Annotated in this window: 10 protein-coding genes and 1 pseudogene; 3 read left to right on the forward strand and 8 right to left on the reverse strand. The window is 72.5% G+C overall.

Translation table 11 applies throughout. The features are described from left to right. Positions 1 to 26: 26 nt before the first annotated feature. From AC13HU_RS14825 to rsmI, 5 genes are all read right to left on the reverse strand, one after another. Positions 27 to 935: a 4-(cytidine 5'-diphospho)-2-C-methyl-D-erythritol kinase gene (locus AC13HU_RS14825; protein ID WP_483042324.1), complete on the reverse strand. Its 909-nt coding sequence runs from the start codon at positions 933 to 935 to the stop codon at positions 27 to 29. Positions 936 to 1,012: 77 nt separating this feature from the next. Further along, positions 1,013 to 1,882 carry a 16S rRNA (adenine(1518)-N(6)/adenine(1519)-N(6))-dimethyltransferase RsmA gene (gene rsmA, locus AC13HU_RS14830; protein WP_483042316.1) on the reverse strand — a complete coding sequence of 290 codons (870 nt, stop codon included), beginning with the start codon at positions 1,880 to 1,882 and terminating at the stop codon, positions 1,013 to 1,015. 181 nt (positions 1,883 to 2,063) lie between these two features. Then, the gene (locus AC13HU_RS14835; protein WP_483042317.1) at positions 2,064 to 2,948 is read right to left on the reverse strand and encodes a TatD family hydrolase; all 885 of its coding nucleotides are present in this window, start codon (positions 2,946 to 2,948) and stop codon (positions 2,064 to 2,066) included. A gap of 55 nt (positions 2,949 to 3,003) precedes the next feature. Then, complete coding sequence (locus AC13HU_RS14840) at positions 3,004 to 3,450, reverse strand: hypothetical protein (protein WP_483042318.1); 447 nt, start codon at positions 3,448 to 3,450, stop codon at positions 3,004 to 3,006. Between the two features lie 283 nt (positions 3,451 to 3,733). Next, on the reverse strand, positions 3,734 to 4,603 hold the full coding sequence (rsmI, locus tag AC13HU_RS14845; protein ID WP_483042325.1) for a 16S rRNA (cytidine(1402)-2'-O)-methyltransferase: 870 nt from the start codon (positions 4,601 to 4,603) through the stop codon (positions 3,734 to 3,736). A gap of 294 nt (positions 4,604 to 4,897) precedes the next feature. On the opposite strand from rsmI, the gene AC13HU_RS14850 reads away from it, so the two are divergent. Further along, on the forward strand, positions 4,898 to 6,622 hold the full coding sequence (locus tag AC13HU_RS14850) for a dolichyl-phosphate-mannose--protein mannosyltransferase (protein ID WP_483042319.1): 1,725 nt from the start codon (positions 4,898 to 4,900) through the stop codon (positions 6,620 to 6,622). 100 nt (positions 6,623 to 6,722) lie between these two features. Here AC13HU_RS14850 and AC13HU_RS14855 read toward each other — a convergent pair whose 3' ends face one another. The 3 genes from AC13HU_RS14855 to AC13HU_RS14865 form a co-directional block, all read right to left on the reverse strand. Next, the gene (locus tag AC13HU_RS14855) at positions 6,723 to 7,511 is read right to left on the reverse strand and encodes an SDR family NAD(P)-dependent oxidoreductase (protein WP_483042320.1); all 789 of its coding nucleotides are present in this window, start codon (positions 7,509 to 7,511) and stop codon (positions 6,723 to 6,725) included. 4 nt (positions 7,512 to 7,515) lie between these two features. After that, a complete protein-coding gene (locus tag AC13HU_RS14860) occupies positions 7,516 to 8,742 on the reverse strand; it encodes a serine hydrolase domain-containing protein (protein ID WP_483042321.1) in 1,227 nt (408 codons plus the stop codon). 173 nt (positions 8,743 to 8,915) lie between these two features. Next, positions 8,916 to 10,694 carry a glycoside hydrolase family 6 protein gene (locus AC13HU_RS14865; protein WP_483042322.1) on the reverse strand — a complete coding sequence of 593 codons (1,779 nt, stop codon included), beginning with the start codon at positions 10,692 to 10,694 and terminating at the stop codon, positions 8,916 to 8,918. 721 nt (positions 10,695 to 11,415) lie between these two features. Between AC13HU_RS14865 and AC13HU_RS14870 the strand changes: the two genes are divergently transcribed. Continuing rightward, positions 11,416 to 13,104, forward strand: a complete 1,689-nt coding sequence (locus AC13HU_RS14870) for an FAD-binding dehydrogenase (RefSeq protein WP_483042323.1) — start codon at positions 11,416 to 11,418, stop codon at positions 13,102 to 13,104. A gap of 124 nt (positions 13,105 to 13,228) precedes the next feature. After that, a pseudogene (locus AC13HU_RS14875) lies at positions 13,229 to 14,869 on the forward strand (hypothetical protein); the annotation flags it as partial.

Raw genomic sequence — 14,869 nt, forward strand, 5'->3', positions numbered from 1 at the left:
CGGGTGGGGGCGGGTCCCCGGCGCAATTACGGAAGGACGGTGGCTCCGGCGGCGGGGCCCACGGCAACCCTCGCGGAACCGCCGAGTGCGGCCGCGATCTTGGCGGCGCCCTCCTCCCCGGCGGCGAGGAAGGCGACGGTCGGCCCGGACCCGGAGACGATCCCGGCCAGCGCCCCCGCCCCGCGCCCCTCGGAAAACGTGTCGGTCAGGTCGGAACGCAGGGACAGCGCCGCCTCCTGGAGGTCGTTCACCAGCACCCGGGAAAGCGCGTACGCGTCCCCGCCCGCGAGCGCGGCAAGGAGCAGCGGGTCGGCCATGGGCTCGGCCACCTCGCCCGCCAGGTCACCGGCCCCGTCCTCCCGGCGCAGCCAGTCGCACTGCCGGTACACCTCGGGCGTGGAAAGCCCGCCGTCGGCCAGCGCGAACACCCAGTGGAACGCCCCGCTGACCTCCAGCGCGGTGAGCCGCTCGCCGCGCCCCACCCCGAGCGCGGCCCCGCCGAGCAGCGGGAACGGCACGTCACTGCCCAACTCCCCCGCGATCTCCAACAGTTCCGCCATCGGCGTGCCCAGCCCCCACAGCGTGTCGCACGCGAGCAGCGCGCCAGCACCGTCGGCGCTGCCCCCGGCCATTCCCCCGGCCACCGGGATGTCCTTGGCGATGTGCAGGTGGACGTCGGGCTCGATGCCGTGCCACTCGGCGAGCGCGATCGCGGCCCGGGCGGCCAGGTTCGTACGGTCCAGCGGGATGCGCTCGACATCCCGCCCCTCCGCGGTGATCGTCAGCTTGTCCGCGGAGCTGGCCGTCACATGGTCGTACAGACCCACCGCGAGGAACACGTTCGCCAGGTCATGGAACCCGTCCGGCCGCCGCCCGCCGACGGCGAGCTGCACATTGACCTTGGCGGGCACACGTACGGTCACGGCGGTCACAATCAGATTCTCCTCGGTTCGTACGACGTTCGTCTCTGCGTTCTTCCGGTTCGGCGCCCGCCCCACGGTCGGTGGGATCGTCACACCGGCCGGTGCTCGGCGATCGCCGCGAACTCCTCCACCGTCAGCGCCTCGCCCCGCGCCTGCGGCGACACCCCCGCGGCGACCAGCGCCGCCTCCGCGGCCGCCGCCGACCCGGCCCACCCGGCCAGCGCCGCCCGCAGCGTCTTGCGACGCTGCGCGAACGCCGCGTCGACGGCCGCGAACACCTCGGCCCGGGTCGCCGTGGTCTTCGGCGGGTCACGCCGTACCAGCGACACCAGGCCGGAGTCGACGTTCGGCGCGGGCCAGAAGACGTTGCGCCCGATCGAGCCCGCGCGCCGCACCTGCGCGTACCAGTTCGCCTTCACCGACGGCACCCCGTACACCTTGTTGCCGGGCGTCGCGGCCAGCCGGTCGGCCACCTCGGCCTGCACCATCACCAGGGTCCGCTCGATGGTCGGGAAGGTCGCGAGCATGTGCAGCAGCACCGGCACGGCCACGTTGTAGGGGAGGTTCGCGACCAGCGCGGTCGGTGCCGGGCCGGGCAACTCGGCCACCGCCATCGCGTCGCTGTGCACCAGCGTGAACCGGTCGGCCCGCTGCGGCAGCCGCGCGGCCACCGTCGCGGGCAGCGCCCCGGCGAGCACGTCGTCGATCTCGATCGCGGTGACCCGGTCGGCGGTCTCCAGCAGTGCCAGCGTGAGCGACCCGAGCCCCGGCCCGACCTCGGCCACCACGTCGCCCGGCCCGACCTCCGCGGTGCGCACGATCCGCCGCACGGTGTTCGCATCGATCACGAAGTTCTGGCCGCGCTGCTTGGTCGGCCGCACCCCCAGCGCGGCGGCCAGCGCACGTACATCGGCCGGTCCGAGCAGGGCGCCGGGCGCGTCGGGGTCTGTCGTACTCACACCCGCAAGGCTATCCGCCGCCCGCAGCGCCTCCTACCAGCCCGCTCCGCGCCGCTCCGGCCGGCCCCTGCCGCCGCTTTCCGCGACGGCCCGGCCCACCAGCCGTCGCGCAGCCGCGGCCCCTGTTCAGCAGGCCGCCGCGCAGCCGCAACGCAGCCGGCGCGCAGCCATCGCACATCCCTCAGTACCCGAAGACCCGTGCCGTGTTCCGCGCCACCGCGGCCGCGACGGTGTCCTCGTCCTCGCCCCTGGCCGCGGCCATCGCGCGCAGCGTCACCGGGATCAGGTAAGGCGCGTTGGGCCGCCCGCGATGCGGCACCGGGGTGAGGAAGGGCGCGTCCGTCTCCACCAGCAGCCGGTCCAGCGGCGCGGCCGCCACCGCGTCCCGCAGGTTCTGCGCCGACTTGTAGCTGACGTTCCCGGCGAAGGACATGTAGTAGCCGCGCTCGGCGCACACCTTCGCCATGGCCGCGTCGCCGGAGAAGCAGTGGAAGAGCACCGTGTCGGGCGCGCCCTCCTCCAGCAGGATGCGCAGCACGTCCTCGTGCGCGTCCCGGTCGTGGATCACCAGCGCCTTGCCATGCCGCTTGGCGATCGCGATGTGCCGCCGGAAGGAGTGCGCCTGTGCCTGCGCGCCGCCCGGCCCGGTGCGGAAGTAGTCCAGGCCGGTCTCCCCCACCCCCCGCACCTGCGGCAGCGCGGCCAGCGCGTCGATCTCGTCGATCGCCGCCTCCAGTGCCGCCATCCCGCCCGGTTCCCGGTCCCCCTGGCGCGACCAGTGGTCGGGGTCGCCGTGCACGATCCTGGGCGCCTCGTTGGGGTGCAGCGCCACCGCCGCCCAGATCGCGTCGTAATCCGCGGCGGTCCGCGCCGCCCAGCGCGAGCCCTCCAGGTCGCAGCCGACCTGGATGAGGGTGTCCACCCCCACCGCCGCTGCCGCCGCCAGCGCCTCCTCGACGGTGCCGGACTGCATGTCCAGGTGGGTGTGCGAGTCGGCGACCGGGACACGCAGCGGCTCGGGGGCGGGCGCGGGCCCGGCGTTCTTCTTCGTCGGATCGGTCGGCATGCGTCCGATCCTAGGGACCGCCGGAGTCGGGCCCGTCACATGGCCGGCCGGCCCGTCAGACCACCGGCCCGGCGGGTCCGGCCGTTCCAGCCGGTCCGGCGGGTGTCCCGGGCTCGCCGTGCCTGCGGTGCAGCAGCCCGAGCACGGACCAGTGGTGTGCGTGCGGCTCCGTCTGCGGCGCCCTGGGCGCGTGCCACCGCGACACCACCTCGTCGACCTGCCCGGAGCGCATGATGCGCACCAGGTGGCCGCCGCAGTTCCCGCAGTTGGGGCGGGTCAGCGGCGAGGGGACCGCGGCGCCGTCGGCCAGGTAGGTGACGTAGGGGCGGCCCGAGGTGTCGACATGGTGCTCGATCTCGTACGCCTGCTCCCAGCCGTGCCCGCAGTTCATACACGCGAAGGCGTACGCCTCCCTGACGTTGTACGCGGAAGCACCGGGTGGCACCGTGTGCCCCACCCTCGCCCCCGCCGCCGTACGTCCGCTTCCGACGGTGTCGCTCATGGCAGCTCCTGCGGCCCTACGGACACCTTGTCCGACCGGGACTTCCCACCTACCAGCGAACGCCCCGTGCACCCCTCCTGCAGCACACCAGGAAGAGACTTGGGCCAGATTTGGCGCGTATGTGGGAGATCGGCGAAACTGCTTTGCCCTGCACCACGTTTACGCCGGTTCTCCCGCTCCGGCCGGCATTCGCGCCGGTCACGGCCGGGACGCCGACCGCGGCGAACACGCCCTCGTCCGCCGCACGCCTTCCCGGGCCCACGTCACCGCTTCCCGCGCCACGTCACGGCTTCCCGTGCTTCGCCGCCACCACCGCGTCGAACACATCCCGCTTCGGCACCCCCGCCTCCACCGCGACCGCCGCGATCGCCTCCTTGCGGCGCTCACCCGCCGCCTCCCGAACCGCCACCCGACGCGCCAGCTCCTCCGGTGCCACATCCCCCGGCACCGGCGCCGGGGCGCCTTCCACCACCACGGTGATCTCGCCCCTCACCCGTTCGGCGGCCCACCGCGCCAGCTCCTCCAGCGGGCCGCGCCGTACCTCCTCGTACGTCTTGGTCAGCTCCCGGCACACCGCCGCCCGCCGTTCGCCGCCGAACACCTCCGCCATGGCGGCCAGGGTGTCGTCGATACGGTGCGGGGCCTCGAAGTACACGAGCGTGCGGCGGTCGGCCGCGACCTCCCTGAGCCTGGCCAGCCGCTCCCCCGGCTTACGCGGCAGGAACCCCTCGAAGCAGAACCGGTCCACCGGCAGGCCCGACACCGCCAGCGCGGTCAGCACCGCCGACGGCCCCGGCACCGCCGTCACCCGCACCCCGCGTTCCACCGCCGCGGCCACCAGCCGGTAGCCCGGGTCGGACACCGACGGCATGCCCGCGTCGGTCACCAGCACCACCCGGGCGCCGCCCTCCAGCGCGTCGGCCAACTCCCCGGTCCGGGCCGCCTCGTTCCCCTCGAAGTACGACACCACGCGCCCGGCCGGCTCCACGCCCAGCGCCTGCGTCAGCCTGCGCAGCCGCCTGGTGTCCTCGGCGGCCACCACGTCGGCCGCGGCCAGTTCGGCGGCCAGCCGCGGCGGCGCGTCCGCGACATCGCCGATCGGCGTGCCCGCCAGTACGAGCAGGCCCTCGCCCGCCGGGGCCGCGCGCACCATGGACGGGTCGTACGCGGCGGCGGGTGCGGCGGGTGCAGCGACGTTCGCGGTGACGTGGCCGGTGTCGTCGAGCGCGTCGTGGACCGTGTCGTCGGCCACGTTCTCCGCCGCGTTCTGCGCCTGGTGCTGTGCCTCGTGCTGCGCCGTGTGGTCGGACGGATCTTCGGATGAGCTGGTCACGGCTTGAGTCTAGGCGCGGCCCGGCCCCGGGCTCTGCGCTCGGATTACCGGACAAAGCCGCCTCGGGTGCGTACAGCTCATCGCAATCTCAGACGCTTTCCCTACGATGGGCCGGTGACGAGTGAGACCGTGGCGCAGGACCGTGCCCCAGAGGGCGTCCGGGCACAGGCGGAGCCGAGCGCGTGGGCGCGGCGGCTGCGCGGTTTCGGGCACGTCGAACCGCCCCGGACCGACACCCGCGAGCGCCTGGTCCCGCCGTTTCCCGAACCGGGCACCCGGATCTGGCAGATGCTCGGCCTCGGCCCGCGCCTGTCCCATCTGGCCGCGAAGTGGTCCGGCTGGCTCGGTCCGATCATGGTTGCCGTCCTCGCGGGCGGTCTGCGCTTCTGGCGCCTGGGCAGCCCGCGCGATGTCGTCTTCGACGAGACGTACTACGCCAAGGACGCCTGGTCGATGATCAAGTACGGCTACGAGGGCACGTGGCCGGACGGCAAGGTCTCCAACCCGGAGATCCTCGCGCACCCACCGGTCGTCCCGTTGTCCGACGTCGGCAGCTACGTCGTGCATCCGCCCACCGGCAAGTGGATCATCGGCTTCGGCGAGTGGCTGTTCGGGCTGAACCCCTTCGGCTGGCGCTTCATGATGGCCGTGCTCGGCACCCTGGCGGTGCTCATGCTCTGCCGGATCGGCCGCCGGCTGTTCCGCTCCACCGCGCTCGGCTGCATCGCGGGCACCTTGATGGCCGTCGACGGCCTCGAGTTCGTGATGAGCCGGATCGCACTGCTCGACCTCGTCATCATGTTCTTCGCGCTGGCCGCGTTCGGCTGCCTGCTGGTCGACCGCGACTGGGCCCGGGGTCGCCTCGCCGCCGCCCTGCCAGTCGGCGAGGACGGCTTCGCCGGGCCCGACGACGACATCGCCAGCCGCCAGGGCATGAGCTGGCGCCCCTGGCGCATCGCCGCCGCCGTCCTCCTCGGCCTCGCCGCTTCCAGCAAGTGGAACGGCATGTACTTCCTGGCCTTCTTCATGATCCTGACGGTGCTGTGGGACATCGGCTCACGGCGCGTCGCCGGCTCCCGCAGCCCGTACCTGGCCGTCCTGCGCAAGGACCTCGGCTGGTCGGTGCTGACGATGCTGCCGATCGCTTTGGTGACCTACCTGATCACCTGGACCGGCTGGTTCATGTCCAGCAACGCCTACGACCGGCACTGGGCGGACGGCCGCGGCGGCTTCTGGTCCTTCATCCCGGCACCGCTTCGCAGCCTGTGGCACTACGAACACGACGTCTACAAGTTCAACATCGGCCTGCACACCTACCATCCGTACGAGTCCAACCCCTGGAGCTGGCTGGTCCTGGGACGGCCGGTCTCCTACTACTTCGAGTCGCCCAAGTACGGACAGGACGGCTGCACCGCCTCCGAGGGCTGTGCCCGCGAGATCCTCGCCCTGGGCACCCCGCTGCTGTGGTGGTCGGCCTGCTTCGCCCTCGTCTACCTGCTCTACCGGTGGATCGCCCGCCGCGACTGGCGGGCGGGCGCCATCCTCTGCGCGACCGGCGCCGGCCTGCTCCCCTGGTTCCACTACCAGGACCGCACGATCTTCTACTTCTACGCGGTCGTCTTCGTGCCCTACCTGTGCCTGGCGGTCACCATGATGATCGGCGCCTTCCTCGGCCCACGCGAAGCCACCGAGAGCAGACGCATGTGGGGCGCGGTAGGCGCGGGCACCCTGGTGCTGCTCATCATCTGGAACTTCATCTACTTCTTCCCGATCTACACCGGGATGACGATCCCCTACCACTCCTGGCAGGCCAGGATGTGGCTGGATTCGTGGATCTGACCGAACCCAGGTACGCGGCGTCCTCAGGTCCTGAAGTCCTCAGCAGGACTTGAGGACATCAGGTCTTCAGGTCTTCAGGAGGTGAGCTGCCGGCCCGGCCTCACTCAGCCGACAACGCATCCGTGAAACCCGAATTGCTGTTCAGAATCCCGCCGTCCACCGGCAGGGTGACCCCGGTGATCCAGGCGGCGTCGCGCGACGCCAGGAACGCGACGGCGGCCGCGATGTCGGCCGGCTCACCGATCCGCCCCAGCGGATACGATCCGGCGGCCTTCGCGAGTATCTCCTCGCGGCCGGCCCACGCCGGGGTGCGGATCGTACCGGGTGCCACGAGGTTGACCCGGACCCCGTCAGGCGCCGCGTGCACCGCGAGGGTGCGGGTGAGCGAGATCAGACCCGCCTTCGCCGCGCTGTAGGAGTGGTTACCAAAGTACGACAATCCGTTGACCGACCCGATGTTGACGATCGCGCCACGCCGCCGCGGTGCGTTCATCAGATGGGGAAGAGCGGCGCGCGAGCATCTCATCGCACCACTGAGGGTGACATCCAGGTCGCGCTGCCACTCCTCGTCACTCTCCAGGGTGAAGTCGTCGTGGTGGTCGCCGCAGGAGTAGGCGTTGTTCACCAGCACGTCCAGCGTGCCGAACACGTCCACCGCGCGTGCGATCGCCGCGTCCACCGAGGCACGTTCCGCCACATCGCAGCGCACTGCCTCCGCCCGGCCGCCGTCCGCCCGGATCGCGGCGGCCGTGCGCGAAGCCGCCACCCCGTCCAGGTCGGCGATCAGCACCCCCGCGCCCTCGGCGGCGAACCTGCGCGCCGTGGCCTCACCGATCCCACGGGCCGCCCCCGTCACCACCACGCCGTAGCCGTCGAAGCGTTCAGTCATCCGGTCAGCGTAGGCACTGTCGAACAGCCCTGACCAGAGCCTGCGCACGCGGGTCCGCGGTGACATTGCGCTGCATCCCGTTGGTGACATACGCGAAACCGATCCCGCTGCCGGGATCGGCGAACCCCAGCGACCCGCCGCGCCCCGGATGCCCGAACGAACCCGGGGCCAGCAGCGGCGAGGCCGGACCGTGCAGCATGAAGCCCAGCCCGAAACAGGTGTTGACCACCAGCACCCGGTCGGGCCCGTCCGCCTCGACGGTGCGCGCGGCAGCCAGCGTGCCGGGCGCGAACAGCCGCCGACCGCCGCTGGTGCCCCCGCCCGCGCCCACTTCACCGTCCTCGACGTCGCCGACCAACGCCGCGTAGCAGCGCGCCAGCGACCGCGCGGTCGCGATCGTGCCGGAGCCCGCCAACTGGCCGGCCCGGTAGCCGGGGTCGTTCTCGTCCGGCAGCGGCGTGATCGCGGCGAAGGCCCGGCTGGTCAGCGACGCGGGGTCGGCGTAGGCGTCCTGCACGGTGCGCTTGGGGCGGGCGCGCAGCCCGCCGGACGCGAGCGGCTCCGGCGTGGCGACGGACCCGATCCGGCCGACCCGGTGCGCCTGTTCCGCGGGCAGCCCCAACCACAGGTCGAGGCCGAGCGGCCCGGCGATCTCCTCGGCGACATACTGTCCGATGGTCCGGCCGGAGGCACGCAGCACCAGTTCCCCGACCAGCCAGCTGAACGTCTGTGCGTGGTACCCGTGCTCCCGCCCCGGCGCGAACAGCGGCGCCTGCGCGGCCACCGCCCGCGGCCCCGACACCCCGTCGACCGCCTCCTGCGGTGTGAGCGGCGTGTCGAGCGCCGGCACCCCGGCCCGGTGCGCCAGCACGTCCCGCACCGTCACCCGGTCCTTGCCCGCCGCCTTGAACTCGGCCCAGTACGCGGCCACGGGCGCGTCGAGGTCCAACTGCCCGCGCTGGTGGAGCAGCAGCAGGCAGACGGCCGCCACTCCCTTGCCCGCCGACCTGACGACCTGCGCGGTCTGCCGCTGCCAGGGCCCACCGCCGTCGAAGCCGGTACGTCCGGCCCACAGGTCCACCACCGACCGGCCTTCGTGGTGGAGCGCCACCGCCGCCCCGACGTCCCCGCGCCGGATGAAGTTCTCCGCGAAGGCGTCCCGCACCGGCTCCCAGCCGTCCGCGACCGTCCCATGCACCATGACGCCGTCGGCACTGCCCTCGCCGCTCATCCTCTGCCGCCTCCCGAACACCGCCCCCGGCCGTCCCCGTACTCCCTTGATCGTACGAACAGGCGGGCGACGGCATGCGGCGGGCCCGCAGCGGGGCCGTCCCGGTCGTGGTGACCCAGGAGCGACCCCGTCACGGGCCCGGTGGGGGGATTCCGCTGCCTACGTGCCAGGCGCTACGACAGCGGCGGGTACGCGTTCTGCAGGAGCTGGTGGAACTGCGCCGAGAACCAGTGGCCCGCGAGCGGCGAGTCCGGCAGCGCGCCGGTCGGGTTGTTGCCGTTGCGCGCGTTGCCGCCGTAGGTCGGGTCGCACATCTGGTCGAAGCCCTTGCCCTCGTTGTTGTCGATGGCCTTGCTCGAACCGTCCGACTCGCCCGGAGGCTTGATCCACACGTAGGCGTCCAGTCCGGCGGCCGGAGCCGCGGTCGGGCGCTCGCCGATGCCGGCACCGGACTGGTTGCACCAGTTGCCGGCGTGGATGCGCCGGTCGATCCGGCCGCCGTCGACATAGGTGTCCACGCTGGTGGTGGCCCCCGGGCCGGTGGGCCGGGACGTGCCGCCCCAGCCGTTGCGGCCGGTGTCGATCAGCATGCCGATGGTGCTGTCGAAGCCGACGCCGACCAGTTCGGTGCGCAGCGCCGTGGCGTAGGACTGCTCGTCGACGTAGTTGTTCCAGTCGACCCAATTGGACTGCCGCACCGTAGTGCCGTTGACGTTGTCGGTCACCTTGAAGTTGGGCTCGACGGTGGCGCTGTAGTTCGCCGTGTTGGTGATGAAGCCCTGCACGTCGTGGACGGTGGCGCCACTGGTGGTGGCGGCCTTCAGGAACTCCTGCGCGGCGGGGGCGAAGTTGCTGTCCCAGCCGAGCCACGCGTGGTGACCGGCATCGATGTAGTTGTAGGTGTTGGACAGCGCGCCGAGCTTGGCGAGCGCGTATCCGACACCCTTCTCGTAGTTGCCGTTCTGCTTCATCGTCGCGCAGGCGGCGGTGGAGCCCGCCTCTCCGCTGGCGTTGGTGACGATGTTCGGCAGCGAGTCCGGCTCGATGATGTTGACGATCCGCAGGTTCGCGTAGGCCGGGTCCGACATGATCGACGTGATCGGGTCGATGTACTGCGTCTCGTACGTCGCCAGGTCGTCCGGGCCCAACTCACCGTTGGAGGCGAGCGCGGCGCAGTCGCGGCCGGGCAGGTCGTAGATGACGAACTCCACGGTCAGCGGCTGGCCGTTGGCCTGTGCGACCGCCTCGTCGAGGTGATCCTTGAGGCCCATCGCGCCGTCGACGCCGTTGATCGCGGCGATCCGGTCCAGCCACACTGCGGTCGACTCGTCCGCGATCGCCGCGCCGCCGTCACCGGACGCCTGGGCCGACCACTCCGGGTTGACGTATCCCTTCGCTCCCACGTACGGGTTGTCCACCCGCTGGCCGTCGCCGCCGGTCGGCGGCGTGGTCGGGGGGGTGGTAGGAGGAGTCGTCGGCGGGGTGGTGGTTCCGCCGCCCGTGGTGCCGCCGTCGCCGCCGCCCGCGGCACCGCACCCGACCCCCGTCAGGGTGAACGCCGTGGGAACCGCGTTGGTCCCACTGAAGGAGCCGTTGAAGCCGAAGTTGACGTTTCCGCCGGACGCCAGCGTGCCGTTGTAGGACAGGCTGGACGCGGTGACGGCCGAGCCGGACTGGCTGATGTCGGCGCTCCAGCCCTGCGTCACCTTCTGGTCTCCGGCGAACGACCAGCCGACCTTCCAGCTCGTGGTCGCCGCGCCGTTGTTGGTGACCGTCACGGACGCGGTGAAGCCGCTGTCCCACTGGGACGACACGGTGTAGTCGACCGTGCAGGCGCTGGACGCCGCCACGGCGGTGGTACTGCTCAACGCGGCCGCCACCGCGCCGGAGGCGACGACGAGCGCCCCTGCGGCCAGTGCGGCGGTTCTGCGTCGGATTATCGGGACTGCCATGTGCGAACAACCTCCATTGGGGGGATGGACCTTCGAAGCTCCGTCGAAAGGTCATGGGAGGTGGTGCCGTTGGTGCGTTGTGGAGTTACACGCTCTTAACGTGGGAGCGCTCCCATAGTGGGGAGCCGTCCCGCTCCTGTCAATGCTTGAAACACGACGAGGGCGGCGGCGCCGACCGACGCCCCGGTCGCGGCACGCCGCCGCAGGGCGCGAGCCGGATGCCGCCACGCGGACTTCGAGGAGATCGTTGACGAACCGTCAATAGATTTACAGAACCGCTGATTGACGAGCTGTCAGAGAGCGCGCGCATCAGGCGCCCGCGGCCATACGGGTGAGGTCGCAAGCGGCGACGGGCAGGGCGCGAAGCCACCCGAACGAGTGAGGTCGCAGGCACATCATGTGCTCGGCTGCTCGGCGCGCAGCACCCCACCGACGTGTTGAACGCGGCTTGTCCGCGGCCGCGTCGCACGCGCCTTAAGCACCCCGGCCCCCGCTCTCCGTTGCCCCCTGTCGCCCACCCTCCGTCGCCGGCCTTCCGTCGCCCATCCTGGGCGCGCGACCACCCGATACGGGCCCGGGGGATACGGGCACGGGCCCGAGGCGCCCACCGTGACGCCCAGGGTGCGGGTTCACCGCAACCCCTGACCGCAGGGGCGCGCTCGCGTAACGTGCTGCCCAAGGGTTTCTACCGGCGGGTAAGGATGACCGAGGGAGCGGGCCGATGGCGCTGGACGCGGACGTCGTGGTGGTGGGCGCGGGGCTGGCCGGACTGGTCGCCACGGTGGAACTGGCCGAGGCGGGCCGCAAGGTGATCCTCGTCGACCAGGAGCCTAAGACGTCACTGGGCGGCCAGGCGTTCTGGTCGTTCGGCGGGCTGTTCTTCGTCGACTCGCCCGAACAACGCCGGATGCGGATCAAGGACAGCGCGGACCTCGCCTGGCAGGACTGGCTCGGCACCGCGGGCTTCGACCGCCCCGAGGACCACTGGCCGCGCCGCTGGGCGGAGGCGTACGTGCACTTCGCGGCCGGCGAGAAGCGCGCCTGGCTGCACGAACGCGGCCTGCGGGTCTTCCCGGTCGTCGGCTGGGCCGAACGCGGCGGTTTCCTCGCGACCGGCCCCGGCAACTCGGTGCCGCGCTTCCACATCACCTGGGGCACCGGCCCCGGCGTCGTCGCGCCCTTCGAGCAGCGGGTGCGCGATGCGGTCGCCAGCGGCCGCGTCGAGTTGCGCTTCCGGCACCGGGTGACGGCCCTGACCAAGACCAGCGGCGCCGTGGTCGGTGTGGCCGGCGAGGTGCTGGTGCCCAGCGGCGTACCGCGCGGTGTGGCCAGTTCCCGTGAGGTCACGGACACCTTCGAACTGCGCGCGCAGGCCGTGGTGGTGACATCCGGAGGCATCGGCGGCAACCACGACCTGGTGCGCGCCGCGTGGCCCAAGCGCCTGGGCACCCCGCCGGCCAAGCTGCTGTCCGGCGTCCCGGCGCACGTCGACGGCCTGATGCTGGGCGTCACGGAGGAGGCGGGCGGCCGCCTGATCAACGGTGACCGTATGTGGCACTACACCGAGGGCATCGAGAACTGGAACCCGATCTGGGCCCGGCACGGCATCCGCATCCTGCCCGGCCCGTCGTCCCTGTGGCTCGACGCGACCGGCAAGCGGCTGCCGGTGCCGTACTTCCCCGGCTTCGACACCCTCGGCACCCTGGAACACATCATGGGCACCGGGCACGAGTACACGTGGTTCGTCCTCACCCAGAAGATCATCGAGAAGGAGTTCGCGCTGTCGGGCTCCGAGCAGAACCCGGACCTGACCGGCAAGAGCGTGCGCGAGGTGCTCAAGCGGGCGCTGCCCGGAGCCCCGGGGCCGGTCGAGGCGTTCAAGCAGCACGGCGTCGACTTCGTGGTGGAACGCGACCTGAGCGCCCTGGTGCGCGGCATGAACGCGATCACCGGTGACGGGCTCATCGACGAGGCCGCACTGCGCGGCCAGATCGAAGCCCGCGACCGGGAGATCGCCAACACCTACACCAAGGACCTCCAGGTCACCGCGATCCGCGGCGCCCGCAACTACATCGGCGACAAGCTGGTGCGCACCGCGTCCCCGCACCGCCTGCTCGACCCGAAGGCCGGCCCGCTGATCGCGGTCCGGCTCAACATCCTCACCCGGAAGTCACTGGGCGGCCTGGAAACGGACCTGGACGGCCGCGTGCTGGCCGGAACCGCACCGGGCGGCGACGAGGGCGCCGACGACCGCGGCGAGCCCCTGGCGGGCCTGTACGCGGCCGGTGAGGCGGCCGGTTTCGGCGGCGGCGGCATGCACGGCTACCGCTCCTTGGAGGGCACGTTCCTCGGCGGCTGCCTGTTCTCGGGGCGTGCGGCGGGACGCGCGGCGGCCCGCGCCACGGCGTAGACGCGCACGAGTTCGGCACACAGGTGTTCGCCCCGCGCCGGCGTACCGGTTGTGGGGCGTACGGAGGCAGCGCGGGGGCGTGCGACGGCGTGAAAAGTTGCCCGCCCTGCGGGCGCCCCGAACCATGGGAGGGGTGAGCGACGGCGCGTACCTCCGGTTCCCGCACCTGCACGGCGATCTGCTCTGCTTCGCCGCAGAGGACGACATCTGGGTGGCCCCGCTCGGGCCACCGGGTGCCTCGCCCGGCCGCGCCTGGCGGGTGACTGCCGACCGCACGAGAGTGGGCGCGCCGCGCATCTCGCCCGACGGCACCGCCATCGCCTTCACCACCTGGCGCAGCCTGGACCCCGAGGTGTACCTCGTCCCCGTGGACGGCGGCGTCCCGCGGCGGCTGACGTACTGGGGCAGTTCCGACACCCGGGTGTGCTCCTGGACTCCGGACGGCGACATCCTGGCGGCGTCGTCACACGGGCAGCCGTTCGCCTACCACACCTGGGCGCACAGCGTGCCGACCGAGCACGAGCCCGGCGGTCCGCTGCCCTGGGGGCCGGTCTCCGACATCGCCGTACACGACTGCGATGACGGGGAGCGCCGCACCCTGCTGCTCACCGGCACCCCGCCGCACGAACCGCACGCCTGGAAGCGCTACCGCGGCGGCGCAACCGGTCGTCTGTGGCTGCACGGCAAGCGACTCGCGTCCGACCTCGACGGCCACCTGGCGTCCCCGATGTTCGTCGCCGGCCGCATCGCGTTCCTCTCCGACCACGAAGGCATCGGCAACCTCTACTCCTGCCGTCCCGACGGCAGCGACCTGCGCCGCCACACCGACCACGCGGACTTCTACGCCCGCTCCGCCGCCACCGACGGCAGCCGTGTCGTCTACCAGTGCGCGGGGGCCCTGTGGCTCGTCGACGACCTGGCCGCCGATGCCGCGCCCCGCCGCCTGGACGTCCGCCTCGGCGGGCCGCGCAGCGGGCGCCGCCCCTACCAGGTGCCCGCCGCCTCGAACCTCGACGGCCTCGCCATGGACCGGACCGGCCGCGCCAGTGCCGTCTGCGTACGCGGCAGCCTGTACTGGCTCACCCACCGCGACGGACCCGCCCGCACCATCAGCGACGTCCCAGGCGCCCGGGTGCGCCTGCCCGAGATGCTCGGGGACACCGGTCTGGTCGCCTACGTCACCGACGCCGAGGGCGAGGACGGCATCGAACTCGCCCACCTGCCAGGGCGCGCCTCCCGCGCCCTCACCCGCGGCCCCGAGGGCGCGGGCGACATCCCCGGCGACTTCACCGCTGAACTCGCCTTCGTCCCGCGAGCCGGTGCCGGTGCCGATACGGCCGCCGACGTCGACGTCGTCCCGGTCGGCGGGCGGACTGCCACCGGGCCGATCCGCTGGACCAGCGACCTCACCTGTACGAGTGAGTCGGCGGGTGCGGATGTGACGCCGGGTGATGTCACCCGCGCGGGTGACGCGGGCTCCCAGTCGTACGCCCCTGGCAGCGACGACGGCCCGCACGGCGGAAAGGAGGAGGCGGACGGCGAAGGCCGCTACAAGGGTGGCGGCCGGCACCGCAGCACCGGCGGCGCGACCAACCCGAGCCCCTTCGGCGACGCGCCCGACAGCCCGCACGCGCGCCTGGCCGCCGGGCGCCTGGGCCGCGTCACGGAGATGGCCGCCTCCCCCGACGGCACCGTCCTCGCCGTCGCCTCCCACGACGGCCGGCTGCTGCTGGTCGCCACCGGCGAGGGCGACACCGACGAGTAC

This window comes from Streptomyces sp. NH27, assembly GCF_056859195.1.